This is a genomic window from Sphingomonas cannabina (assembly GCF_021391395.1).
Taxonomy (GTDB): domain Bacteria; phylum Pseudomonadota; class Alphaproteobacteria; order Sphingomonadales; family Sphingomonadaceae; genus Sphingomonas; species Sphingomonas cannabina.
The window spans coordinates 1,659,933-1,683,622 of the sequence record NZ_CP090059.1 but is presented as its reverse complement, the minus strand read 5'-3'; the positions used below and the strand labels follow the sequence as shown (position 1 = coordinate 1,683,622).

General features: G+C 67.7%; 29 protein-coding genes and 1 tRNA gene. 22 read left to right on the top strand and 8 right to left on the bottom strand.

From position 1 onward, the window contains the following. Positions 1 to 7: 7 nt before the first annotated feature. From LZK98_RS08125 to LZK98_RS08100, 6 genes are read left to right on the top strand one after another with little or no spacing between them, the layout of a single operon-like run. The gene (locus LZK98_RS08125; RefSeq protein ID WP_233785911.1) at positions 8 to 343 is read left to right on the top strand and encodes a hypothetical protein; all 336 of its coding nucleotides are present in this window, start codon (positions 8 to 10) and stop codon (positions 341 to 343) included. After that, the gene (locus LZK98_RS08120) at positions 343 to 654 is read left to right on the top strand and encodes a hypothetical protein (RefSeq protein WP_233785909.1); all 312 of its coding nucleotides are present in this window, start codon (positions 343 to 345) and stop codon (positions 652 to 654) included. Before LZK98_RS08125 ends, LZK98_RS08120 begins: the two co-directional genes overlap by 1 nt. Further along, on the top strand, positions 651 to 983 hold the full coding sequence (locus LZK98_RS08115; RefSeq protein WP_233785907.1) for a hypothetical protein: 333 nt from the start codon (positions 651 to 653) through the stop codon (positions 981 to 983). The genes LZK98_RS08120 and LZK98_RS08115 overlap by 4 nt, the downstream gene beginning before the upstream one ends. Next, a complete protein-coding gene (locus LZK98_RS08110) occupies positions 980 to 1,714 on the top strand; it encodes a hypothetical protein (RefSeq protein WP_233785905.1) in 735 nt (244 codons plus the stop codon). Before LZK98_RS08115 ends, LZK98_RS08110 begins: the two co-directional genes overlap by 4 nt. Positions 1,715 to 1,767: 53 nt before the next feature. Further along, positions 1,768 to 2,331, top strand: a complete 564-nt coding sequence (locus LZK98_RS08105; RefSeq protein WP_233785904.1) for a lysozyme — start codon at positions 1,768 to 1,770, stop codon at positions 2,329 to 2,331. Next, entirely contained in the window at positions 2,328 to 2,972 is a 645-nt protein-coding gene (locus LZK98_RS08100; protein WP_233785902.1) for a hypothetical protein, read from the top strand. The genes LZK98_RS08105 and LZK98_RS08100 overlap by 4 nt, the downstream gene beginning before the upstream one ends. A 36-nt stretch (positions 2,973 to 3,008) precedes the next feature. Here LZK98_RS08100 and LZK98_RS08095 read toward each other — a convergent pair whose 3' ends face one another. Continuing rightward, entirely contained in the window at positions 3,009 to 3,269 is a 261-nt protein-coding gene (locus LZK98_RS08095; protein ID WP_319937547.1) for a hypothetical protein, read from the bottom strand. 94 nt (positions 3,270 to 3,363) lie between these two features. On the opposite strand from LZK98_RS08095, the gene LZK98_RS08090 reads away from it, so the two are divergent. Beyond that, on the top strand, positions 3,364 to 3,552 hold the full coding sequence (locus tag LZK98_RS08090; RefSeq protein WP_319937546.1) for a hypothetical protein: 189 nt from the start codon (positions 3,364 to 3,366) through the stop codon (positions 3,550 to 3,552). After that, positions 3,549 to 3,863, top strand: a complete 315-nt coding sequence (locus tag LZK98_RS08085) for a hypothetical protein (protein ID WP_233785900.1) — start codon at positions 3,549 to 3,551, stop codon at positions 3,861 to 3,863. Before LZK98_RS08090 ends, LZK98_RS08085 begins: the two co-directional genes overlap by 4 nt. A gap of 248 nt (positions 3,864 to 4,111) precedes the next feature. Here LZK98_RS08085 and LZK98_RS08080 read toward each other — a convergent pair whose 3' ends face one another. Beyond that, positions 4,112 to 4,924 carry a hypothetical protein gene (locus tag LZK98_RS08080; protein ID WP_233785898.1) on the bottom strand — a complete coding sequence of 271 codons (813 nt, stop codon included), beginning with the start codon at positions 4,922 to 4,924 and terminating at the stop codon, positions 4,112 to 4,114. Continuing rightward, entirely contained in the window at positions 4,894 to 6,129 is a 1,236-nt protein-coding gene (locus LZK98_RS08075) for a TIGR04063 family PEP-CTERM/XrtA system glycosyltransferase (protein WP_233785896.1), read from the bottom strand. Before LZK98_RS08075 ends, LZK98_RS08080 begins: the two co-directional genes overlap by 31 nt. 97 nt (positions 6,130 to 6,226) lie before the next feature. Here LZK98_RS08075 and LZK98_RS08070 point away from each other — a divergent pair, with 97 nt between their 5' ends. The 3 genes from LZK98_RS08070 to LZK98_RS08060 are packed head-to-tail and all read left to right on the top strand — an operon-like array spanning position 6,227 to position 9,463. After that, positions 6,227 to 6,376, top strand: a complete 150-nt coding sequence (locus LZK98_RS08070; protein ID WP_233785894.1) for a hypothetical protein — start codon at positions 6,227 to 6,229, stop codon at positions 6,374 to 6,376. Next, a complete protein-coding gene (locus LZK98_RS08065; protein WP_233785892.1) occupies positions 6,369 to 7,727 on the top strand; it encodes a DUF5935 domain-containing protein in 1,359 nt (452 codons plus the stop codon). Before LZK98_RS08070 ends, LZK98_RS08065 begins: the two co-directional genes overlap by 8 nt. Further along, the gene (locus LZK98_RS08060; RefSeq protein ID WP_233785890.1) at positions 7,727 to 9,463 is read left to right on the top strand and encodes an asparagine synthetase B family protein; all 1,737 of its coding nucleotides are present in this window, start codon (positions 7,727 to 7,729) and stop codon (positions 9,461 to 9,463) included. Before LZK98_RS08065 ends, LZK98_RS08060 begins: the two co-directional genes overlap by 1 nt. A 5-nt stretch (positions 9,464 to 9,468) precedes the next feature. Here the strand turns inward: LZK98_RS08060 and LZK98_RS08055 are convergent, their stop codons facing one another. Then, positions 9,469 to 10,407 (bottom strand): right-handed parallel beta-helix repeat-containing protein, encoded by a 939-nt coding sequence (locus LZK98_RS08055; protein WP_233785888.1) that lies wholly within the window; start codon positions 10,405 to 10,407, stop codon positions 9,469 to 9,471. A 148-nt stretch (positions 10,408 to 10,555) separates the two neighbouring features. Here LZK98_RS08055 and LZK98_RS08050 point away from each other — a divergent pair, with 148 nt between their 5' ends. The 4 genes from LZK98_RS08050 (at position 10,556) to LZK98_RS08035 (ending at position 14,606) form a co-directional block, all read left to right on the top strand. Continuing rightward, complete coding sequence (locus LZK98_RS08050) at positions 10,556 to 11,566, top strand: DNA topoisomerase IB (protein ID WP_233785887.1); 1,011 nt, start codon at positions 10,556 to 10,558, stop codon at positions 11,564 to 11,566. A 10-nt stretch (positions 11,567 to 11,576) separates the two neighbouring features. Continuing rightward, on the top strand, positions 11,577 to 12,770 hold the full coding sequence (locus LZK98_RS08045) for a mechanosensitive ion channel family protein (RefSeq protein ID WP_233785885.1): 1,194 nt from the start codon (positions 11,577 to 11,579) through the stop codon (positions 12,768 to 12,770). 186 nt (positions 12,771 to 12,956) lie between these two features. After that, a complete protein-coding gene (locus LZK98_RS08040) occupies positions 12,957 to 13,412 on the top strand; it encodes a MaoC family dehydratase (protein ID WP_319937545.1) in 456 nt (151 codons plus the stop codon). A gap of 18 nt (positions 13,413 to 13,430) precedes the next feature. Then, complete coding sequence (locus LZK98_RS08035; protein ID WP_233785884.1) at positions 13,431 to 14,606, top strand: acetyl-CoA C-acyltransferase; 1,176 nt, start codon at positions 13,431 to 13,433, stop codon at positions 14,604 to 14,606. A gap of 15 nt (positions 14,607 to 14,621) precedes the next feature. Here the strand turns inward: LZK98_RS08035 and LZK98_RS08030 are convergent, their stop codons facing one another. Beyond that, on the bottom strand, positions 14,622 to 15,092 hold the full coding sequence (locus tag LZK98_RS08030) for an Lrp/AsnC family transcriptional regulator (RefSeq protein ID WP_233785883.1): 471 nt from the start codon (positions 15,090 to 15,092) through the stop codon (positions 14,622 to 14,624). Between the two features lie 118 nt (positions 15,093 to 15,210). On the opposite strand from LZK98_RS08030, the gene LZK98_RS08025 reads away from it, so the two are divergent. The 6 genes from LZK98_RS08025 to rpsI all read left to right on the top strand — a co-directional run bounded on the left by LZK98_RS08025 (position 15,211) and on the right by rpsI (position 18,927). Then, positions 15,211 to 15,579, top strand: coding sequence for a VOC family protein (locus LZK98_RS08025; RefSeq protein WP_233785882.1), 369 nt, complete (start codon positions 15,211 to 15,213; stop codon positions 15,577 to 15,579). Positions 15,580 to 15,659: 80 nt separating this feature from the next. Next, positions 15,660 to 16,691, top strand: coding sequence for a COX15/CtaA family protein (locus tag LZK98_RS08020; protein WP_233785881.1), 1,032 nt, complete (start codon positions 15,660 to 15,662; stop codon positions 16,689 to 16,691). Beyond that, a complete protein-coding gene (cutA, locus tag LZK98_RS08015; protein ID WP_233785880.1) occupies positions 16,688 to 17,002 on the top strand; it encodes a divalent-cation tolerance protein CutA in 315 nt (104 codons plus the stop codon). The genes LZK98_RS08020 and cutA overlap by 4 nt, the downstream gene beginning before the upstream one ends. After that, positions 16,978 to 17,787: a hypothetical protein gene (locus tag LZK98_RS08010; RefSeq protein ID WP_233785879.1), complete on the top strand. Its 810-nt coding sequence runs from the start codon at positions 16,978 to 16,980 to the stop codon at positions 17,785 to 17,787. The genes cutA and LZK98_RS08010 overlap by 25 nt, the downstream gene beginning before the upstream one ends. Before the next feature lie 124 nt (positions 17,788 to 17,911). Then, entirely contained in the window at positions 17,912 to 18,391 is a 480-nt protein-coding gene (rplM, locus tag LZK98_RS08005) for a 50S ribosomal protein L13 (RefSeq protein ID WP_233785878.1), read from the top strand. Then, positions 18,391 to 18,927 carry a 30S ribosomal protein S9 gene (gene rpsI, locus LZK98_RS08000; protein WP_233785877.1) on the top strand — a complete coding sequence of 179 codons (537 nt, stop codon included), beginning with the start codon at positions 18,391 to 18,393 and terminating at the stop codon, positions 18,925 to 18,927. Before rplM ends, rpsI begins: the two co-directional genes overlap by 1 nt. 191 nt (positions 18,928 to 19,118) lie before the next feature. Here the strand turns inward: rpsI and LZK98_RS07995 are convergent, their stop codons facing one another. Together LZK98_RS07995 and LZK98_RS07990 are read right to left on the bottom strand one after the other, a co-directional pair. Further along, complete coding sequence (locus LZK98_RS07995) at positions 19,119 to 19,886, bottom strand: metallophosphoesterase family protein (protein WP_233785875.1); 768 nt, start codon at positions 19,884 to 19,886, stop codon at positions 19,119 to 19,121. Then, entirely contained in the window at positions 19,883 to 20,710 is an 828-nt protein-coding gene (locus LZK98_RS07990; protein WP_233785873.1) for a diacylglycerol/lipid kinase family protein, read from the bottom strand. The genes LZK98_RS07995 and LZK98_RS07990 overlap by 4 nt, the downstream gene beginning before the upstream one ends. A gap of 497 nt (positions 20,711 to 21,207) precedes the next feature. On the opposite strand from LZK98_RS07990, the gene LZK98_RS07985 reads away from it, so the two are divergent. After that, a tRNA-Gly gene (locus LZK98_RS07985) sits at positions 21,208 to 21,281 on the top strand. Positions 21,282 to 21,789: 508 nt separating this feature from the next. Here the strand turns inward: LZK98_RS07985 and LZK98_RS07980 are convergent. Next, complete coding sequence (locus LZK98_RS07980) at positions 21,790 to 23,358, bottom strand: family 16 glycosylhydrolase (protein ID WP_233785871.1); 1,569 nt, start codon at positions 23,356 to 23,358, stop codon at positions 21,790 to 21,792. Between the last annotated feature and the right edge of the window lie 332 nt (positions 23,359 to 23,690).

Sequence of the window (23,690 nt, the reverse complement as noted above, 5' to 3'; positions counted from 1 at the left end):
GCTTGTCATGCCTGAAGGAGAAGTGACCATTCCTACCGCAGCCGAAGTCGAGGCCATGCTGACCCAGCTCCAGGCCTATTATCAGCAGGCGCCCACGGCTGAGCTGGCGGCGACGATCGCCAGTATGCAGGCGATCGTCACCGCTGCCCAGCAGCGCACCGCCGACGAGGCGGCGGCGGAACGTGCAGCGTTCCTCGCGCCTCTGACCAACGTCACCGACTCGGCCGAGTTCGCCAGCGTGAAGGCGGCGATCCTCGGGATCGACAATCGCTATGACCAGGAGCCGTTCGGGCAGCAGCTCCGCTGCCTCAAGATCGGTTTCCAGTCGCTGGTGGTGGCCTGATGCGCGCCGCGCTCGCCGTGTTGCTGTTGCTCGCCGGCTGCGACCAAGCGGGTGCGGACGGCTATACGTTCGATCGAAAGGAGCTGGACCGCAAGACGGTCTGCATCACGCAGATTGAGCACCGGTCGCTCGCCGAGCTGCGCGCGGCGTCACCGCCCAGCACGCCGGGGCGCGATAAGCTGTTCGGCTGGTCCCGCCTCCAGAGCGGCAACAGGTGCGAGATGCACGTCATGGACCCGATGATCACGTGGGCGCCGGAGCATCGTGGGCATGAGGACGCTCATTGCTTCCATGGGCGGTATCACCGGTGAGCAGCGTCGATCCAGCCGCTGCGCTCGCGTTCAAGTCAGAGGCGCTCTATTTGCGCCAGCCGACCGACAGCGTCGTCGCGTGGGGCGATCGGGGGGTCGAGGTCAAGTTCATTTCCCCGCTCGCGACCAGGGCAGGAGCCGTCGCCGAAACTCAGCGCATGGCGGCGTTCTTCGGTATGCCCATCGTCCGCGAGACTGTCGTGGTCGCGGGGAAGCGTCGTGATCTCCAAGGCAAGACGAGGATCATCGGCGGCATCGTCTCGATCGTGATCGGCGCCAAGGAGAACGGCTCCGACACCACGCTTACCGTACTTCGGAGGCTCGCATGAGCGGCGCGATCGTTCGGCCCTTGCCATTCACCGTCACCGCCTCCGGGATCTCCGGCGCGGCGAGAATCGGTACCGCTGAGCCGAAGGAGGTCGCGGTGGCCCTGGGAGGCGCGGCGACCATCACGCTCGACCTCGGCGGGGTTACGCCGGTCGATACGATCTTTCTCGGCTACACCAACGACGGCGGGGCGACGCCGCTTGCGCTGAGTTGTGGCACGGCCAATCCTAACACCACCGTGCTTGCGCCCGCGCTCACCTCGCTCTCGACGAAGATCCCCGGTGAGCGGCGGCACTACGCATTCGCTGCCGCCGCGCCCGTGAATGCGCGCTACATCGGCATATCAGGCAACCTGCCGGCCGGCTTCCAGATCGGGGTGGCGGCGGTCGGCAAGCGGTTCTGGCCGATGTACGGTCATGATCTCGGCAGCGGCCGGCCGGTGATCGACACCGGCACTGCGTCGCGTCGTGTCGACGGCGGCTTCGGCATCGAGGATGGCGCCGGTGCCGGTGGATGGCAATGGACCTTCGGCGATCTTTCCGACGCCGAACGCGACGAGCTGTACGGGATCGCCCGCGATCGTCGCATGAGCCGCTCGATCCTTGTCGCGGAGGACGTCAACGCGACGCTGTCGGAGGCGTGGCACTGGTCGCTGCTGCAGCGCATCGAGCCGTATGAACGGTTCGACGTCGGCGCTACAAAATGGGCCCTGCGCATCGAGGATTGGGCTTGACCGTCCGTTGGCGGAAGGCATCTGCAGCCGGCGCGGTGTGGGAGACGGGTGTCATGCCCGTGACCCTACCCAAGCCAGGCAAGAAGACGCTCGCCGCCATCGTCGGCGCGGTTACCGCGCTGGGGTTGTTGGTCAGCATCCCAAAGGACGAGAGCGGCCGCACCGTCGACGCCGCCATCAAGCCAACGGGCGAGATCGTCGTCACGCACAAGGCGGGCGATCAGCATCTCGATGCCTATCGCGATATCGCCGGGATCTGGACGATCTGCGATGGCGACACCGCCAACGTGAAGCCCGGCCTGCGCGAAACGCAGGCTGGGTGTCAGGCGCGGCTGGAGCGCCAGCTCATCGCACATGCTGAGCCGGTGATGGCGTGCACGCCGCGGCTGCGCGAACGTGGCCGCGACTATCAGCGGTGGGCGGCGATCAGTCTCGCCTATAACATCGGGACCGCGGCCTACTGCGGGTCCACGGTCGACCGCCGCTTCGATGCCGGCGATTGGCGCGGCGGCTGCGACGCGTTCCTGATGTGGGTGAAGGCTAGCGGCAAGATCGTTCGCGGCCTTCAGCTTCGTCGGCAGCGCGAGCGCGAGATCTGCTTGAGGGGGCTCACGTGATCGCGTGGAATGCGCTCGCCGCTCTGGCACTGCGGAACTGGAAGCTCGTCCTTTCCGCCATCGTCTTCGCTGCCCTGGCGTGGATGCTGGTCGACGCGCGTAGCTCAGCAGCCGAATGGGAGCGGGTCGCCTCCGATCGTCAGGCGACGATCGACCAGGCGCGGCGAGCGATCACCGTCGCGAACGGTTGGCCCGAGGGCAAGGTGATCCGCGCCGATCAGATCGCCATGCAGATCGGGTACTACGGCAACCTCATCCGCGACATCCGGGCCAAGCGCGCCGAGGCTAAGGCGGAGGACATCGCCCATGCCCGTGCGGTCGAGACCGCGCAGGCGGCAATCACTCAGGAGACCGAAGATGCGCTACGCGCTCAACTGGCCGCGGCTCGCGCCGCTGCCGCTGCTTTTGCTGAGCGCTTGCGGAGTGCCGAAGGCTCGACCGCAGACGTTCGAGGTAACCGCAGCGCAGCGGGCCTGCCCGTTACCACCGGCCCCTCCCAGCGCACTGCGGGAGCCGGTGGAGCGCCCGTCGTGGATGCCAGCGACCTCCGCATCTGCTCCGAAAACACGGTGAAGGCGCAGGGCTGGCAGGACTGGTATCAACGTGTCTTCGCGGACGGCTCGGGCTCGGCCGAGCGCTAAATCAGCACCGTTGCAACGCGGGTGCACGGCTCTTTCTCATCGGGAATTTTTGGCCAACTTTTTTGGCCCGCTACAGACGAGCCTCGTCGCCGGCCCGCCGAGCACCGCCTCGTCCACTCCGAAGAAGCGCGCGAGCCGCCCGCGATCTTCCTCCGGCAGCAGCCTCGGCGTGCCGCGCTTCAGATACTGCTGCAGCCACGCCGGATTGCGGCCGAGCATGCGCGAGAGCGCGGCGAAGCTCGCGCCCCCCTCGGCGATCAGCGCCTCGAGCGCCCGGCGTTGCTCGGCTCCATCCACATCCGATCCATAGCGTAGGAAATTTCCTAGACAAGTTGGAAATGGCAAAACAGAACATATCAGGAACATAACCAGCGAGTCGGAGGTACGAATCGTGGCGGAAGTGCTGGCGCGCGTGCGCCGTTACATGAAACAGACCGGCATGCCGGCGACGGAATTCGGGCGGAGGGCAGCCAACGATCCGCGGCTCGTTTCCGATCTCCTCAACGGCCGCGAGCCGGGGGCGAGAATGATCGCGCGGATCGAGGCCTTCATCGCCGCCCACCCGGAGCGCCGGCCATGAGCCGGGGTCCGGACGCGGCGACGCTGCTCGAGCGCGCATTGATCCACAATGCCGCTCGGGCCGGCGTGGCCGTGCATGTCGCCGAGGCGCAGTCGACGCGCTGGGCCAGCGCGACGTTTAGCGGCGCGCGGCATGTGCTATCGATGACGGTCGGGGGGGACGATGCGAGCGGGCGCTGGCTCGCCGCCTTGCCCGAAGCGGAGCTGCCGCTGCGCGGGCATCTCGTCGCCGACCTGGCGGTCGTGCGCAAGCAGCGTTCGAGCGACCGGATCGAGGCGGTGGTCGAAGCGCTGACGGTGGAGGAACGATGAGGGCGGGCAAAGTGGACGAACGTGAACGAATGCAGCGCGATCCCCTTCACTTTGCCGCCGGCGGCGTAAGCGATGGGATGGATTACCGGCGGCTGCAATGAACCCGAATCGTCATGCCGGACTTGTTCCGGCATCCACGTCTCCACCTGGACTGGCGCCACGGTTGTAGCTGGAGGCGTGAAACCTACGCTCGGCTGCCCGGTGGACCCCGGAACAAGTCCGGGGTGACGGATGAGAGCGGATCCGCCCTACACCCGCACCGCCAGCCGGCGAAGCTCGTCGAGCGCCCGCTCCAACCCTTGCAGCGACGACTCGGCAGGCGATGTTGGCTGCTGCGGTTCAGGGGCCGCCTCGGCGCGGCGCGTGACGCCCTTTTCCAGCCGGTCGAGCAGCGCCTGGATCGTCGCCTCGGTCCGCGGCGCGGCGAGCGGGCGTTCGTCGATCGGCAGCGGCGCCGGGCGGGCGAGCTCGAAGGTCTCGATCCGCTCGCCGGGCCGGAGATCCGGCTTGCGATAGAGCGGCGCCACCGGCGGGACCGGCACCGCCGGTACTTCGGGAATCGCGCCCGGATCGAAAGCGGAGAGCGGCGCCTCCAGGTCGCGCGGCAGGTCGCGTTCGATCGGTTCGGGCTCCGGCTCCGGCGCCGGTTCGGCCCGCTCGGGCGGAAACGGCGGCGGGCCGAGATCGCGGGTGGCGAGCAGCGGCGCGCGCGGCGGCGCGTCGGGATGCGCATCGGCGCGGCGAAGCACCGGCACCGTCTCTTCGTCCGACTGCGGCTGCCGGCCCGGAGGCGGCGAGCGGCGCGGCAGCAGCGTCACCACGGCCCAGCCGGCCGCGCCGGCAAAGGCACCGCCCAACATCGCCAGCAGCGTGCGCGCGGTGGTGCCGAGCGGCGGCTCGGCCGAGGGCACGAAGGCGGCGACGCCACTGTCGACGGCAAGTGATTCGAGAACGTGCGTGGGCAGCGCGACCATTGCCGCCGCCACCGCACCCGCCGCGACGATCGCAGCGAGCGCCGCCGGCGAAAGCGTCAGGCGCTGACGGAAGGAGAACGCGACCATGGCGCCTTCCTTGCCCCGGATTGGGTGATCTTTTGGTAAACGGGATCGTAGCGAGCCACATTCGCGGCCCAATCGCGCTCCGCTTCCACGAAGGCACGGGCACGCTCCCGCCGCGCGTCCCATCCGCCGCGGTCGGCGAACATCGCCGCCACGGCTCCCGCCAGTGCCGCGGGATCGTCGGCGGCGAAAAGCGTGCCGGTATCGCCGTCGCGAATCAGCTCGCGGTGCCCGCCGACGTCGGATGCGGCGACGAGGCGGCGCTGCGCCATCGCTTCCAGCGGCTTCAGTGGCGTGACGAGATCGGTGAGTCGCATTGCCTTGCGTGGATACACCAGGACGTCGATCAGGCTGTAGTAGCGTTCGACCTCACTGTGCGGCACCCGCCCAACGAATCGGATCGCCTCCGCGGCCGGCGAGGCGGCCGCCTGCGCCCGCAACGCCGCCTCTTCCGGCCCGCCGCCGACCAGGATCAGCCTGAGCCCCGGCCGCGCCGCGACCAGCGCCGGCATTGCTGCGATCAGCGTGTCCAGCCCCTCATAGTCGTAGAAGCTGCCGATGAAGCCGATCGTCTCCGCCCCATCGACGCCCAGTTCCGCGGCGAGCGCCGAATCCGGCGGGACGGGCGCGCCGAACAGCGTCATGTCGACGCCGTTGGGCGACACCATGATCTTGTCCGCAGCAATGCCGCGCGCCACCAGGTCCGAGCGCAGTCCTTCGCAGATCACCGCGACCGCATCGGCCTGCCGCACCGCCCAGGTCTCCAGCCCCTTGGTCAGCCGATAGCGCAGCGATCCCTCGCTGCCAGTACCGTTGCCGACCGCCGCGTCCTCCCAGAAGGCGCGGATCTCATAGACCAGCGGCAGGCCGCGCCGCGCCCTGAGTGCCGCCAACGCGTCGATCACCGGCGAATGGGCGTGGAGCACGTCCGGCCGGAAGTCCTCGATCACCTCGCCGATCCGCCGCGCGAAGGCGGCGATCTCGCGCCATTCGCCGAGCGGCGTCGGTGCCGGCGCGAAAGCGGGGGTGCGGAAGAAGCGGATGCCGTCGATCGTCACCTCGCCCGTTTCGCCGTCATGATAGCGCGGGCCGGTGACGGCGGCGATCTCATGCCCTCGCCGCATCTGCGCGGTCAGGATGGCGCGGGTGCGGAAGGCATAGCCGCTGTGCAGCGGCAGGCCATGATCGAGGACGTGGAGGATACGCATGCCGGAGCTCCCCTGCCACGCGACTGTTTAACGGCGCGTCAACCGGCAGCGCGTAAGCGGGCCTCAGGCGCCACCCCGGGGACGAGACGACGAGCCGATGATCGACAATTTCGCGCTCGCGCTCACCCACGGCCTGATGCTGATCGCCGCGATCCGACTGTGGCGGCGGGACGACCTCGACCGCGAGCCGGGCCCGCGCGACGAGGCGGCGGCGCACACGAAGCGATGGGGCCGGCCGGGTGCGTGATCTCGTCTTTCTCGGCTTCATCGCCACATTGCTCGGGATCGGCATCAAGCGGCCGTTCCTGTTCGTGCTCGCCTATGTCTACATCGACACGCTGTCGCCGCAGCTGATGATGTACACGGCGCTGGGCTCGATCCCCTATTCGCTGATCACCGCCGCCCTCGCCGTGCTGTCCTTCGCAGCCGAGGACAAGCGCGACGTGCGCGTGGCGCCGCGCCAGGGTCTGATGTTCCTGCTGCTGCTCTACTGCTGGTACACCACGATCAACGCGGACTTCCCGGTCGAGGCGCAGTTCAAATGGGGATGGGTGTGGAAGGCGATCGCCTTCGGCATCTTCCTGCCGCTGACGTTGCGCACGCGCCTCAGGATCGAGGCGCTGCTGATGTTCTCGCTGCTGTCGGTCGGCGCGATCGTCATCGTCGGCGGGATCAAGACGCTCGCCTCCGGCGGCGGCTACGGCGAGCTCAACCTGATGGTCGCCAACAACACCGGGCTGTTCGAAGGCAGCATCATCTCCGCGGTGGCGATCGCGATCGTGCCGATCCTGCTGTGGTTCACCCGCCACGGCACCATCTTCCCGCCCGACTGGCGGGTGAAGCTGTTCTGCTATGCCCTGATCTTCGCCTGCCTGCTGATGCCGATCGGCACCTCGGCGCGCACCGGGTTGCTGTGCGTCGCGCTGCTCGGCGTGCTGATGCTGCGCGACGTCAAGCGGCGGCTGCTCTACATCGCCGGCATCGGCGTGCTCGGGCTGGTGGCGGTGCCGCTGCTGCCCTCCACCTTCACCCAGCGCATGGACACGATCCGCACCTATCAGGCCGACGCTTCCGCCTCGACCCGGCTCGCGGTGTGGAAGTGGACGCTCGACTATGTCCAGCGCAATCCGATGGGCGGCGGGTTCGAGGCCTATCGCCAGAACCATATCCGCTACGACAAGGTCGCGATCGAGAAGGACGGCAACAACGCTACTGTCGAGCGCTCGCTCGAGGTCGACAAGGCGCGCGCCTATCACAGCGCCTATTTCGAGATGCTGGGCGAGCAGGGCTATCCGGGCCTCGCGCTGTGGCTGCTGATCCAGCTGATCGGCCTCGTCCGCATGGAGGTGCTGCGCCGGCGCTACGCGAAGGCCGAGGGCGACGAAGCATGGATCGCGCCGCTCGCCAGCGCGCTCCAGCACGCGCATCTCATCTACCTGCTCGGCGCCGCCTTCGTCGGCATCGCGCTCAATCCGTTCCTGTTCCTGCTGCTGGGGACCGAGATCGGGTTCGACACCTATGTCGGGCGCAAGCGCAGCGAGACGAGCTGGAAGCCGCTGCGCAGACCGCGTCCCGCCGCCGAGCCGCTGGTGGCCTGATGGCCGGCCTGTTCCTCGTCCGAACCGACGACCGTGCGTTCGCGGGTGCGGCGCTGGCGGAAGCGCGGGCGCAATATGCTCGCCACGGCTTCGACGCGCCGAGCGCGGTCGCGCTGCCCGGCTGGGAGCTGCTGCACTGGCCCTATGCGATCGGCGGGCCGGAATGCCTGCTGACGGAAGGCGAGGATTGCGTCGCGGTGGCCGGTACGATCATCGTCGACGGGCTGATGGGCCGGCCGGCACTGGAACGGTTGCGCACGATGGCCCTGCCGGCGCTCGACTGGTCGCGGATCGGCGGCCAGTTCGTGGCTCTGGTGCGCAGCGCCGGCCGCACCTTCCTGTTCGCCGACTATTTCGCCGCCTTCCAGCTCTTCCACGACGCCGATCGCCGGCTGTTCTCCACCTCCCTCCTGGCGGCTGCCAAGGCGCTGCCCGGCGTCAGCTTCGACGCGCAGGGCGTGTACGAGCTCGCCTTCAACGTCATGCCGATCGGCGACGATACGGTGTTCGCCGAGCTGAAGACTCTCGGCCCCGGCACGATCCTGGAGCTGACCGAGCACGGCACGGTCGCCCATTCCGCTACCAAGCCGCTCCCCGGCATCGCGCCGATGCCGATCGGCGAGCGGCTGGAGCGCCACCGCGCCCGGCTGGAGGCGATCGTCGGCGCCCATGTCCGCCAGTTCGGGAACGGCGTGCATTGCCCCCTCTCGGGCGGCCTCGATTCGCGCCTGCTCCTGGGGGCGCTGCGAGCAGCGGGGTCGCAGCCCGACATCTACGTCTACGGTCCGCCCGGCGATGCCGACGTCACCATCGCCAAGGCGATCGGCGCCGCCGAGGGCTTCCACGTCGAATGGATCAACAAGGCCGCCGAGCCGCTTGCGCCCGACGCTTTCGCCGAGCAGGTCGAGCGCAACTTCCACGCCTTCGACGGGCTGCCGACCTACGGCAACATCTTCGACAACGGCGGCAACCATGCGGCGCAGCAGGCCCGTCACGCCGGCGGCGGGCTCGCGGCATCGGGCGGCTGCGGGGAGATCTACCGCAACTTCTTCTACCTTCCCGACCGGCCGATCAGCGCGGCCGCGGTCGCGCGCACCTTCTACGCCCGCTTCACCCGCGAGGACGCGACCGAGCGGTTCGACCAGGCCGAGTTCCTCCGCCGCATTGCCGGCAAAATCGCGGACGCGGCCGGAACCCAGGACGATCGCCTTTCCCGCGGCCTCGTCGAGCACATCTACCCCCGGGTACGCTGCCGTGCGCTGTTCGGGCGCGAGATCAGCCTGGAGGCGCGTCTCAGCCCCTATCTCATGCCGTTCCTCGACCATCAGGTGGTCGCCGAGGCTATGACGCTGCCGCTCGCGCTAAAGCACGCCGGCCGGTTCGAGGCGATGCTGCTCCACGCGATCGATCCGACCCTGGCGCGGCACATGTCCGCCTATGGCCACGACTTCGCCGGCCCGCCGAGCCTGCGGCACCGTTTCGACGAATGGTCCTCGCGTGTCCGCCCGATCTGGCTGCGCCAGCGCAGCTACGCGATCCACCGCCGCCTGCGCCCGCTCTCCGACGAGCATGGCGGCCTGCTCGGCGCCGATTACATGGGCCGAGTGATCGACCCCACCTTCCCCGCGATGCGCCGCTACTTCCGCATGGACCGGATCACCGACAGCGGCTTGTGGCGGCGGATCGCCAATCTCGAATATCTCGCCGCTCACCTCGGCTCGCGCTTGGCTGGCTGAAGCCGTTAGAAGTAGCGCGAACCCTCCGGCGCGATCCGGTCGGCGAGCTGGTTGTTCCGCACCGTCACCTTGTCACCCGACCAGTTGCCGACGAGGGTCGTCTTCCACTTGAACCCCTCGGCCAGCCAGGCGCGGTTGTTCTCGACCACCAGCCCGGCCGACGAGTTCTTGATCCCCTCCGGCGCGACGGTGATCATCGTCGAATAATTCTCCTTGTTCGGCCCGACCACGAAGCTGTTGCCCGCGATCCGCCCCGAGGCACCGTTGGAGAGGTCGATCATGTAGTTGGTGGCCTGTCCCCGGCTGTCGTCGAAGCTCGAATCGAGCACCTCGATTCTGGGCGCGCGGCTCTTGAGGTAATGGCCGCCGGTGCCGCGTTCGAAGCGCGAGCGGGTGACCTTCAGCGCGCCATATTCGCCGACATAGACCGCGTGCGCGCCGTTGCCGGTCGGGTCCTTGCCGAGCCCGGCGAAGGTCGAGCGGTCGATGATGATCGTGCTCGCCGGATCGCTCGCCGACAGGATGCCGCACTGGCCGTCGATGAACATCGCGTTGGCGACGTTGAGGTTGCCCTTCTCGATACGGATGCCGGCGCCGTTCCCGTCGTTGACGAAGGTGTGCATGAAGACGATGCCGTCGACCCGCGCGCTCGCCCCGCGCAGGACCAGCGTCGCCTTGCCCTCGCAGATCGCGCGCTCGAAGATCACCTTGCCCGGCACCTCGGCGACATAGGCGACGTTGCCCGAATCCTGGACGACGCACTCGTGATAAGTGCCCGGCGCGATCCGGATCGTACCGTCGCCGCCCTGGAGCGACGCCAGCGCCTCGTCGAAGCTGCGGAAGGAGCGGCCGGTCTCGGCGACGGTGAACGGCGCGCGGTTGTCTTGCGACATGGCCGGCGCGGCGAGCACGACAACGGAAGCGAGCAGGAGCGGCAGGCGCATTCACGAAAATCCCAAACGACGCGAGACAGGGATTGTCGCGCGCCGCCGTCCTAAGGCCAATGCGTTATCGGTGGGTTAGGACGTCCCGAATCGATACGCCGCGCCTGGTTCCGGAACCCATCGACCGCCCGGGCATTGGTCGGACCCGATGGCGGCACGACTGATCTACAGCGACGACAGCATACCCGGGATCACACGCCGCAAGGTCCGTCACGGCTGGGGCTATTGGGATGCAGACGGCAACCGCATCACCGACCGCGACGAGATCGACCGGCTGAACGCGATCGGCCTGCCGCCGGCCTATACCGACGCCTGGTTCAACCCGAAGCCCAACGGCCACATCCAGGCGGTCGGCCGCGACGAGAAGGGCCGCAAGCAATATCGCTATCATCCCGACTTTCGGGAAGCGCAGGAGGCGGAGAAGTACGAGGCCTGCGCCCTTTTCGGGCGCAAGCTGCCCAAGCTGCGCGCAAGGGTGCAGGCGGACCTCCGCCGCCCCGGTCTCAGCAAGGACAAGGCCGTCGCGGCGGTGGTGCGGCTGCTCGACCTCGGCCAGCTCCGCGTCGGCAACGAAGGCTATGCCAAAGCGAACAAGAGCTTCGGCGCCACCACGCTGCGCAAGCGCCACGGCAAGGTGAAGGGCGAGACGCTCCGCCTCCAGTTCCGCGCCAAGTCGGGCAAGCTGCGCCAGCTCACCGTCACCGACCGCAGCCTCGCCCGCTTCGTCAAGCGCTGTCAGGACCTGCCCGACCAGCACCTCTTCGCCTGGCTCGACGACGCGGGCGAAGCGCATGGCGTGACGTCAGGCGACGTCAACGACTATATCCGCGAGGCGATGGGCGAAGACTTCACGGCCAAGCATTTCCGCACCTGGGGCGCGAGTGTGATCGCCTTCACCGCGTTGGTGGAGGCGGAGAAGGACATCGGTCTCAACACGATGCTCGAGCCGGTCACCGAGACGCTCGGCAACACGCCGGCGATCGCGCGCAGGAGCTATGTCCACCCGCTGCTGATCGAGCTCGTCAAGTCGGGCGGCCAGGCGGCACTCAGGGCCCAGCCGCTGCCGCGCTCCGCCAGATATCTGAGCCGCTACGAGCGCGGCCTCATCGCCCTGCTGGAAAAGGGCGTCCCGACCGTCCACAAGCGCGCTGCCGCCTGAGGAGCCATCGATGAGCAACACGACCGCCGCCAACGCGGCCGCGACCGTCAAGGACCCGATCACCGCCGAGGAGGTGCAGGCGCACGCCGACGCCCTGTTCACCGACAGCCTCGCCTGGCTCCAGACGCACTGGCTGCAGATCCTGATCGCGGTCGGCATCGCCGCCGCGATCGTCGCGCTGCTCCACGCGGCGCGCGGCATCGGCATGAAGCTGTGCCGGCGTCCGGGGCTCGCCGACGGTTGGGGCGGTGTCATCGGCCGGGCGATCGCGCGCACCGGCAATTTCTTCATGGTGATGCTCGCGGCCCGGCTGGTGGCGGGCTATGCCGCGGCGCCGCCGGTCGTCTCCTCGACGATCACCTTCCTGTTCACCGTCGCCGCGGTGTTCCAGGCGGCGATCTGGGCGCGCGAGCTGATCCTCGGCACGATCGAGAACCGCAGCCGCGCCGACGAGCACGCGACGCTCGGCAGCGCGTTCGGCCTCATCCGCCTGCTCGTCACCTTCGCGCTGTTCGCGATCGCGCTGATCGTGGTGCTCGACAACCTCGGCGTGAACATCACCGGCCTCGTCGCCGGCCTCGGCGTCGGCGGCATCGCGATCGGCCTCGCCGCGCAGGGCATCTTTGCGGACCTGTTCGCCGCGCTCGCAATCATCTTCGACCGGCCGTTCCGCGTCGGCGACAAGGTCCAGTACGACAATACCACCGGCGTGATCATGGCGATCGGCCTCAAGTCGACCCGCATCCGCGCCTTCACCGGCGAGGAGCGCGTGATCGCCAACAAGAACCTGCTCGACAAGGAAATCCAGAACACATCGAACCGCGACCATGTCCGGATCCGGCTGCCGATCGGCGTCGCCTACGAGACACCGCCCGAGACGCTCGCCGCCCTGCCGGCGATGCTGACCTCTATCGTCGAGGCGGAGAAGGCGACCGTCGCCCGCGCAAGCTTCGAGACATTCAGCCCGAGCTCAATCGACTTCGTGCTCGAGTTCGACATTCCCGGCGACAACTGGCCGCTGGCGCACGCGACGCGCGACAAGGTGATCGTCGCGATCCTGCGTAGGTTCGCCGACGAGGGGATCACCATCCCCTTCCCCACCCAGACCACCTACACCGCCGCGCCCGACGGCCGGCTGATCATGCCCTATCCGGAGAGGCAGCCCCCCGCCCGCGCGGCCACCAACGACGGAGGAACCGTCTGATCTTCACGAGCGATTCGGCGATGGCTCATGCGCTCTGCTGACGAGTTTAGAAGTTCGAGTCCGCTCCTTTACGCTACGTCCTCCCGCGTTTCGTAATTCCGGTTCGGCTAGGCCTTGCGACGGGGCCGCAAGCGTGCTGAGAGAAATCCGTCATCCCGTAACAATGACGTCCCAGAGAGGAATGCCGTGTCGACAATCACCGTCCAGGAACGGGCCCAGCAGATCGGGCACGAGGTCGTCTCCGACTGGATCGAGGTCTCGCAGGAGATGATCGACAAGTTCGCCGACGCGACCGGCGACCACCAGTTCATCCACGTCAATCCGGAGATGGCGAAGCTGACGCCGTTCGGCGGCACCATCGCGCACGGCTTCCTCACGCTGTCGCTGATGCCGCTGCTCGCCTCCAAGGCCGAACAGCCTGAGATCGAGGGCATCCGGATGGCGGTCAACTACGGCGGCAACAAGGTCCGTTTCCTGACGCCGGTCCGCTCGGGCAAGCGCGTGCGCGGCCGCTTCAAGCTCCTCGAGTTCAGCGAGAAGCGCCCCGGCCAGTGGCAGCAGGTCAACGAGTTCACCGTCGAGATCGAGGGCGAGGACAAGCCCGCGATGGTCGCCGAATGGATCAGCCAGATTTTCGTCTAAGCCCGAGAGGATAGCCCAATGCGCTCCGCCGTCATCGTCTCCACCGCCCGCACCCCGATCGGCCGTGCCTATCGCGGCGCCTTCAACGCCCTGCCCTCGCCCACCCTCGCCAGCCACGCGATCAAGGCCGCGGTCGAGCGCGCCAGGATCGACCCGGCCGAGGTGCAGGACGTCGTATTCGGCGCCGCGCTCCAGCAGGGCGTGCAGGCCGGCAACATCGCCCGCACCTCGCTGCTGCGCGCCGGGCTGCCGGTCAGCGTCGCCGGCATGTCGGTCGACCGCCAGTGCGCCTCCGGCCTGATGGCGATCGCCACCGCGGCCAAGGAGATCATGGTCGACAACATGGACGTGGCGATCGGCGGCGGCGTCGAGTCGATCTCGCTCGTCCAGACGCCGGAGATGCGCGTCGGCCCCGACCGCGAGCTCTTGGCGATGCACGGCGACATCTACATGCCGATGCTGCAGACCGCCGAGGTGGTGCAGAAGCGCTACAACATCAGCCGCGAGCGCTGCGACGAATATGCCCTCCAGTCGCAGCAGCGCACCGCCGCCGGCCAGGCCGCCGGCAAGTTCGACGACGAGATCGTGCCCGTCACCGCGACGATGAACGTGGTCAACAAGGAGACCAAGGAGGTCACGCAGAAGGAGGTCACCCTCGCCAAGGACGAGGGCAATCGCCCCGACACCACGCTCGAGGGGCTGAAGGCGCTGCAGCCGGTGCTGCCCGACGGCTCGGTCACCGCCGGCAACGCCTCGCAGCTGTCGGACGGCGCCGCCGCTTCCGTGCTGATGGAGGAAAAGCTGGCGGAGCAGCGCGGGCTCCAGCCGCTCGGCCGCTACGTCGGCATGGCGGTGGCGGGCACCAAGCCCGACGAAATGGGCATCGGCCCGGTCTTCGCGATCCCCAAGCTGCTCGACCGCTTCGGTCTCAAGATGGACGACATCGGCCTGTGGGAGCTCAACGAGGCGTTCGCGGTGCAGGTGCTCTACTGCCAGGACAAGCTCGGCATCCCCAACGAGCTGCTCAACGTCAACGGCGGCTCGATCTCGATCGGCCATCCCTACGGCATGACCGGCGCGCGCTGCACCGGCCACGCGCTGATCGAGGGCAAGCGCCGCGGCGCCAAATACGTCGTGGTGACGATGTGCATCGGCGGCGGCATGGGCGCGGCCGGGTTGTTCGAGGTGCTGTAAGCGCCTCGCCGCTGCTCATTCGCCGATCGGCAGGCTCAGCCCCACCTTGGTGCGGCTGAGCACCACCGAGGTGCGGAAGCGGCGGACATTCTCGTCGGCGAAGAACAGGCGCTGCGTCAGCGCCTCGAACTCGGCCATGTCGCGCGCGAGGCAGATCAGCACGAAATCGGCCTCGCCAGTGATGTAATAGCATTGCTGGACATTGGGATCGCGCAGCGCGCGGCGGCGGAAGGCATCGAGCTGGTCGAGCCGCTCGCGCTCGAGCTCGACCAGCACGACGAACGTCATCGCCATCCCGAGCGCGGCCGGCGCGAGCACACCGATCTCGCGCTCGATCACCCCAGCCTCGCGCAAGCGCCGCAGCCGGCGCTGCACCGACGGCACCGACAGCTCCGCCGCCTCGGCGAGCGCGCGAATCGGCGTAGCGCTATCCTCCTGGAAGAGGCGCAGGATCGTGAGATCGGCGTCGTCGAGGGGGATGGTCATCGGATGTCCTCAAACCTGCGGGGGCAGACGATCGATCACGATCACATTTCCCGCATCTCATGCCAAGATCGCGTCGCGCCCGCGCGATAGACTACCGCCTCCATACAAGGAGACGCCGGTGATCGATCATCTCGAACTCTATACGCGCAAGCCCGTCGAGACCGTGGCCTTCTACGCCCGCGCCCTGGCGCCGCTCGGTTACACCCTTCAGGTCGACGGCCCGTCCAAGGGCTTCGGCGACGGCACCACGCTGGACCTGTTCATCGCCGAGGGCGATCCGGTCTCGCATGTCCATTTCGCCCTCGCCGTGCCCGATCGCACCACGGTCGACCGCGTCTATGCCGAGGCGGAAGCGGCAGGGCTGACGCTGGACCGCGCGCCTGCGCTCGCGCCGCATATCCACCCCAATTACTATGCAGGCTATCTTCGGGACCCCGATGGACGGCTCGTCGAGTTCGTCTGCCAGCGTCCCGAACCGGCCACCTGATTTGCGGTGACAAATGTCATCTTGGCATTCCTCCCACCAATCCGCTTGGCCTCACACCCCCACTCCGCTAACTCGCCGCGATGCTCCGGCCTCCGCTCGACCCGCCGACCGCCCGCCCGATGGCGCTCGTCCATTGGCTTTATGTCGTGGCCGCGCTGATCGTGGCGATGGTGGTGGTGGGCGGCATCACCCGGCTCACCGAGTCGGGGCTGTCGATCACCGAATGGAAGCCGATCAGCGGCGTCATCCCACCCCTCAACGACGCGCAGTGGCAGGCCGAGTTCGCCAACTACCAGCGCATTCCCGAATATCAGCAGCTCAACCGGGGGATGACGCTTGCCCAGTTCAAGGGCATCTTCTTCTGGGAATATCTGCATCGGCTGCTCGGGCGGATGATCGGCCTCGCCTTCGCGCTGCCGCTCTTGTGGTTCTGGATCCGCAAGCAGATCCCGCGCGGCTATGGCTGGCGGCTGACGGCGCTGCTCGCGCTGGGCGGGCTGCAGGGCGCGATCGGCTGGTGGATGGTGACCTCGGGCCTGTCGGTGCGAACCGACGTCAGCCACATCCGTCTCGCCATCCACCTCCTCACCGCGCTGGTCATCCTCAGCGGCATCGTCTGGACTGCGCTCGATCTACGCGCCCTCGTCCGCACCTCCGTTGACAAACCGGCGCGGCTGACTGTCGTAGGCGCGATCGTGCTCGTGCTGCTGTTCGTCCAGCTCGGTTATGGCGCGCTGATGGCCGGGCTCGACGCCGGGCTGGCCGCCAGCGACTGGCCACTGATGAACGGCCGCCTCTTCCCCTCCGAGACGCTCGCCGGCCGCTCCGTCCTCGACGCGGCGGTCAACGATCCGTTCCTCGTCCACTTCATCCACCGCTGGTGGGCGTGGATCGCCTTCGCCGGGCTGGTGGTGCTGGCGCGCAAGGCCCGGGCGGCGGGTGACCGACGCGCATCGATCGCGATTCACTCGGCGGTGGGCCTTCAGATCCTGCTCGGCATCGCCACCGTAATGAGCGGCGTGCCGATCTGGCTGGCGGCGCTGCACCAGCTCGTCGGCACGCTCCTGCTGATCGCCACCGTCTGGGGCGCACACGCGGCCGGGCGGCGATGAGCGACATCGCGCTGGTGCTGGCGACCTTCGCCGATCGGGGCGAGGCGGAGACGATCGGCACGGCGATGGTCGAGGAAGAGCTCGCCGCCTGTGTCAACATCGCCGCGCCCTGCACCTCGATCTATCGCTGGCACGGCAAGGTCGAGCGCGCCGAGGAAGTGCAGGCGCTGTTCAAGACCACGATCGCCGTCGCGCCTCGTCTCGTCGCGCGCATCGCCGAGCGCCACAGCTACGACCTGCCGGCGATCGAGATCGTTCCCGCCGCTGCCGGGGAAGCGCTGGCGGCATGGATCGCCGCGTCCACCCGATGAGCGCGTTGCTTGCGGCCCTGCTCGCCATCATGTCGGCCGCGCCGGCCTTTGCCCCACCGGTCGAGCGACCGATCACGCTCACCGTCGCGGAAACGCGCACCCTCGACGGCGCGGAGAGCCGCTTCGCCACCACCCGCCGCGTCGTCTTCCATGCCCGTGACGGCGGCTACGTCGCCGATGTCGATACGTTGTCCGCCTCGGGCGAAGCCGCCAACGCCAGCAGCGCCATCGCCGAGGCCGGGCTGTCTGCATTGATCGGACGCCGCATGACGATAACGCTCGACGGCGCCGGCCAGCCCCTCGCCGTCGCCGACCGCGAGGCGCTGTGGACGCACGTGGTCGACGCGATCGCCGACGCCATCAGACGCCGCAAGCCAGGAAGGGCGCCGGGCAGCGCCGATCCGGCGCCGGTGGTCATGCTGCGCTCGCTGCCGCCGGAACGTCAGCTCGCCATGCTGGCCAGCACCCTCTCTCCGCTGATCGATCCCAAGGCTGCAGCGACAGAGACGCGCGCTCTCCATCCGATCACGCTCACCATGCGTGCACCCGATGGCGTCGCGACACCGCTTACCGGCACCGAACGCAGCGAACGCACCGCGGATGGGCATATCCTCACCACCCGCGAGCTGAACGGAGGCTCCGCCGATCGGCGCGTCACCTTCCGCCTGACCCAGCGCGCCGATCCCGCTACAGGCCTGGTGCTCGACACCAGCCAGACGACGGAGATCGAGAGCGATGCCGGCACCGTGCGGCAGGTCCGCACCTTCTCCGCAACGATCGGGTAAAATAATACCCGTCAGCAAAGCCGCGCTTTGCTTGACTTTCCGCCGCCCATCGAACAAAGGGCCGCATCCGCGCCGCTCCCGATGGGGCGGCGTGCTGCTTTTCTGTGATAGAGGTCCAAGGCCCATGAAGGCGCTGATGAAGACCACCAAGTCGGCCAAGCCGCATGAGGTGGAGAAGAAGTGGCATCTGATCGATGCCGACGGTCTGGTGGTCGGCCGCGCCGCGGTGATCATCGCCAATCTGCTGCGCGGCAAGCACAAGACCAGCTTCACGCCCCACGTCGATTGCGGTGACAACGTCATCGTCATCAACGCGGACAAGGTGAAATTCACCGGCCGCAAGCTGACGCAGAAGCTCTACTACAAGCACACCGGCTATCCGGGCGGCCTCAAGGAAGTCCGCGCCGACAAGATCCTCGAGGGCAAGTTCCCCGAGCGCATCCTGGAGAAGGCCGTGGAGCGCATGATCCCGCGCGGTCCGCTGGGCCGCCAGCAGATGCGCAACCTGCGCATCTTCAGGGGTGCCGAGCATCCGCACGCCGCGCAGAACCCCGAGGTTCTCGACGTCGCGGCGCTGAACCGCAAGAACAAGGTGGGCGCATAATGTCCGACAATCGCCAGTCCCTCGCCGATCTCGGCGCCATCGCCGCCGGCCAGGAGCCGGCCGCCGCTCCGGCCACGGCCGGTGAGGTCGCCGTCGCGCCGGTCCAGACCCAGCCGACCACGCCGCTGCGCCAGCAGGAGCTCGACAAGTTCGGTCGCGCCTATGCCACCGGCCGCCGCAAGGACGCGGTCGCCCGCGTGTGGCTGAAGCCCGGCACCGGCAAGATCACGATCAACGGCCGCGATCAGGAAGTCTATTTCGCGCGTCCGACGCTGCGCCTCGTCATCAACCAGGTGTTCGGCGTCGCCGGGCGCGAGGGCCAGTATGACGTCGTCGCCACCGTCAAGGGCGGCGGGCTTTCGGGCCAGGCCGGCGCGGTCAAGCACGGCATCGCCCAGGCGATCACCCGCTACGAGCCGGCGCTGCGCAGCCCGGTCAAGGCCGCCGGCTTCCTGACCCGCGACAGCCGCACCGTCGAGCGCAAGAAGTACGGCAAGGCCAAGGCCCGCCGCAGCTTCCAGTTCTCGAAGCGTTAACGGCTTTTCCACTTGGAATGCGAGGGGCGGCCTGGCAACGGGCCGCCCTTTTCGTTCGTGGCCGAGCCACATTCCACCGTCACCACGGCGAAGGCCGGGGGCCACCGGCCGGCAAGCACTGGACATGAGCTTCCAGCCGTGGAGCTCGCTGCATGGTGGACCCCGGCCTTCGCCGGGGTGACGGAGATAGCTTAGGTCACAGCTGTCTCAGCCGTCAGCTCGACATCCGGCCCATCCATCACCCGCGCGATCACCTCGATCTCGCGCCCGTCGATCCGCACTTCGTTGAAGCTCGGCCGACTCGCGCGCGTGCGACTGGAGAGCGTGCCGGCGCCAATCAGCCGCACCGTCCGGCCACCCACCTGATGCGGGATATCGAACGGATCATGGACATGCCCGCTCAGCACCGCGTCGATCCCGGCCGTCGCCAGCGCCGCCAGCGCGCGGCGGCCGCCGCGGGTGCGGGCGTTGGCGAGCGTGCCGCCCTCGATCAGCGGATGATGGCAGGCGAGCAGCACCACGCTACCCGCCGGCACCGCCTCGACCAGCGCCAGCGCCTTCTGGAGCTCGCGGGCGCTGACATGCCCCTTCGACCAGTTGAGCCGCCACTGGAACCGCGCGGTCGTCCGCAGCGGCACTACGGAGACGCCGTGGATATCGAGCGGCCGCTCGATCATCCGCTCGAGCGCGAGATAGCGCCCGTAGGGCGTGAAGAAGCGTGCGAAGAGATTGAAATAGGGCAGATCGTGATTGCCGACCTCGACCGTCACCGGCCGTCCCAGGCTCTCTAGCCATTTCGCCGCCGCGGTGAACTCGCGCGAGCGCGCCCGCATGGTGAGGTCGCCGGTCATGATCACCGCGTCGGGCACCTCGTCGCGGACCAGGGCATCGAACCAGGCGAGCGCAGTCCGGTCCTCGCTGCCGAAATGCACGTCGCTGACGTGGAACAGCCGGATCATGCCGCTTTGGTCTTGAGGAACACGTCGCGCGTGGTGCCGCCGGTGATTTCCGCGCCGGGCTCCAGCCGCTCCGCTTCGCCGTCGAACAGCGCGAGAACCGGCCGGGGTTCGGCGATACGTAGCCGATCGCTGTGCGTCTGGTCGACCGCGCGGGCCTCCACCCAGTCGCCGGTCACCCACGTCCAGCCGAGGTCGGCGATCGACCGCCAGTCCCGCGCGTCGACCCCGCGCACGTCCAGCCCCGGCGCGTGCGGCCGCACGAACACCGCCTGATAGCGCCCGCGAAGGCCCGGCGCCCCGGCGATGCGGATCCCGCGCCCGAACGTCCGCCGCCATGCCGCCCGCGCCGCGCGCCATACGCCGCCGAGCCGCCCGCGCCGCACCTCTTCGCGAGCGCGGAACCAGGACGCCGCAGGCCCGATGATCAGACCCACGAACGCGCGATGCTGTCCCGCCTCGACGAAGGGGATCGACACCCGCCGATCGCGCTCATGCGCGGCACGGATGATCTCGGCCGGATCGAGGCTGTCGTGGAGTTCTCTGGCCAGCAGGTTCATCGTGCCACCAGGCAGGATCAGGAATCCGCCGTCCCATTCGGCAAGCGCGCACAGCGCCGCGTTGATCGTGCCGTCGCCGGCGAACAGCACGACGGTGTCGACGCCTGCCCGATCGAGCGATTCGCTACTCGGCAGGTCGTCCTCAGGAAAATGTGTGCGACCGGCAAGGCCCAGCCCGTGTTCGTGGAACACGGCCTCCAGCGCCTCGCATTTCTCGATCGTCGCGGTGCCGGAATTGGGATTGGTGATGAACCAGAGCGTCTTCATGCCATCCGCCAACGCGCAAATCCATCAAAGGACGCACCGACGGGGATATCCGCGGCCGAGTTGTGGAGTAGCGCCACTATCCCCAGGCGCCGATCAGATCAGAGCATCGAACTCCGCGCGAGAGATCACGGACCAATCACGCTTGGCACGACGCTTCATCCGGGTCCGACAATAGCGGCAAATGCTTACGTAGCTGCCGTCGGCTGCGGGTGTAATATGTTTCTCGGAACGTTCATGCTTCCCTTTGGAGCAGCGAGATAATCCTGCGATCCAGTTGAACACCTGCACTCTTCCTCCCTACATTGGCGGCATCCGGCATCTGCAAAGGCCGTCGAGCCTGGTCAAGCGCCAGTTGCCGAGCATTCGATAGCCTGACGGAGACGCAGGCTCGCGCCCTCATTGATCGGTTGTTCTGCCTCACGGCAGCAGCGAGCTTGCGCGCGGAACAACCGCAGGCTAACTGCCGGACAGCTTCCGCCGGGCGAAGGCAAGGCGTTGCGGGTGTAGCTCAATGGTAGAGCAGAAGCTTCCCAAGCTTACGACGGGGGTTCGATTCCCCTCACCCGCTCCAGCGTTATCATCCCTAGGTCGTCGATTGGCTCGCCCGTAGCCAGCTCAATCATTTTTGCGAGGCGCCAGTCATCTCGATATCAATGCTCGGCCGACCTTTGCAGGGGTTCACATTGCTGCTCTCAATAGCCGTCAGTTCCTCTTGAAAAGACAAACGATCGGCTCGCGCTGCTGCGATCTGCTGTCGCCGGCTGGCGCGGGCGGCGCATCCTTCGACAGGAGGATTCCAGCGCCTGCGCTGCCGACCGAACCCACCATCGCCCTTACTCCGCACGTCAAACCAGATCGGGGCGGATATTCCGTACGGTTGCACACAGAACAATGAGCGATTCGATTAGTCTGGCGGACGAGAGCCTGGTTTTTGGGGCGTGCTCGATCGATGGCCAACCACTGGCCAAGCACGCCGCCACGCCCTGCCTCCGTGTTGCTGAAAGTGACTCCCGGTCGACCCGCTGCCTGAAATCTCAATGACGGAGGGGAGCGGCGCGATCGCGCCGCTCCCGCACGCCTCAGTTCGAATAGACCTTGATATCCTTCACGATCATGTCGCCCGAACCATCGGCATAGTCGCCGTTTGTCTTCACCGCGACGTCCATGATCGGATACCAGCGGAAGCCGGCGAACGGATTCACCGCCTGGTAGGTCTCCCTGCCATCGATGAACCAGGTGATGTAATCGGGCTGGATATCGACCGCGAAGCTGTGGAAGCCGGTGGTGAATCCGCCGATGCCGTAGATCTCGTCGGTGTTCATGAACGTGCCTTGCTGGAAGGTGCGTTCGACGTTGGCGCCGCCGTGCAGCGTATTGGCGGTATAGCGGTCGAAGTCCCACCAGCTTTCGAAGCCGAAACCTTCGTAGATGTCGATCTCCGGAGGCCAGCCTGCGGTCGAGATCAGCCAGAAGGCCGGCCAGGAGCCGCGCCGCGTCGGCATCTTGGCGGTGAACTCATACTGGCCATAGCCGATCTGCAGGGGTCGCGTGTTGTGACCGCTCAGGACGATCGCGCCATAGTCGTAGGGGACGCCGTTCCAGGAGATCGGCTCCTTGAGCTTCTGGGTGTGCATGATCAGGCCGTCATCGGTGTAGCGAAGCGGCGCCTCGATGCCGTAATCGCGATAGACCCAACCATCGAGATAGATGCCGGTCTCCTGATTGCCCGGCTGCGAGCGGCCGTTGGGAAGCTGCGTGGACCAGGCCTTGTCATGCCCCGCGTCCGACCATTTCATGGTCTCGCGGCTCATCTTCCACTGAAGGGTGCCCGACGGCTGGAAGGTGCGCGGCTCGCGGCCCGCGACCTGTTCCGCGGTCGGCTCATGATAGATGTCGCACTGCACGGCCGCGCGGTCGGTCCCCATCTTGCCGCCCCATGGCGCCTCGACGAAGCGCACGGTGAAATCGGCCTGAGGGATGCCGAGAATGATCGGGACCTCGACCGTCTTCGTCAGGGGATCGCCCGGGCGGAAGATCACCGATTTGTAGATGCTCTGATAATTGGTCCCCGCAATACCCCTGACGGGGCCGGTGCCATCTTCGGTCATCACGCGGGCAATGACGGTGTTTGGCGTCGGTCGATCGAGCGAGATGGGGACATAGGCGACACTCGCCCCCGGCTGATAGAAGGCTGGGCCGACCGACGCCGTGGCCTGCTCCGGATACCGGGTACCGTTCGCGAAGTCGAAATCGGCGAACTCGGCAGGCGCCGTGCCCGCGGCGAGCGGCGTGACTGCACTGGCCAGCAGCGTCCGGGCGCCGCCCGTGCTGCCGCTCGAACCATTTGCACCGATCCCGGTCGTGCTGAGCCCGGCGGTCGCGGGAAAGAGCGCACTGGGATTGCTGGTGCCGAGAGCCGTCGTCCAAGGGCTCGGCAGCGGCGGCGTGAATGCGGCGCCGGCTTGACCCGACCTCGCGGTGTTGATGCTGGCCGCAGGGAGAGCGCCCGTCGCGGCGCTTGGCCCGGCCTCCGCCACGATCACCCTGCCTTCGGTTTCCGTCATGGATGGACCTGTTCCGCTTGAACAGGCCGCAAGTGCACAAGCCAGAATAATGCCCGCAAGCGAGCGTAGAGAAACGATACGCATTGCACGTCCCCTATTGTCACGCGGCAGCTCCTGCCGCTTCGTTCAGCCCCTCCTTCCATGGCGGCGGATCATGCCCAGCGCCGTTTGCCGTGAGCCGACGATAGACGGCGCTTCGACGCCATGATCGTCGCCAGTCCTTGAAGCGAATGAGGGCGCCATTGCCCCCGACGGAAGATGGCTAGCCGTTACCGCGGCCTACGGTGCCGGGAGTCCATCCTCAGATGCTGCCGCGCCCTCACATGCTGCGAAATCCGGACGGGTGCGCGACACAGGGACGCCGAAGGGCACCCAGCATGCACCTTTTGAACCGCGGGATTCACAGCCGCAATCGA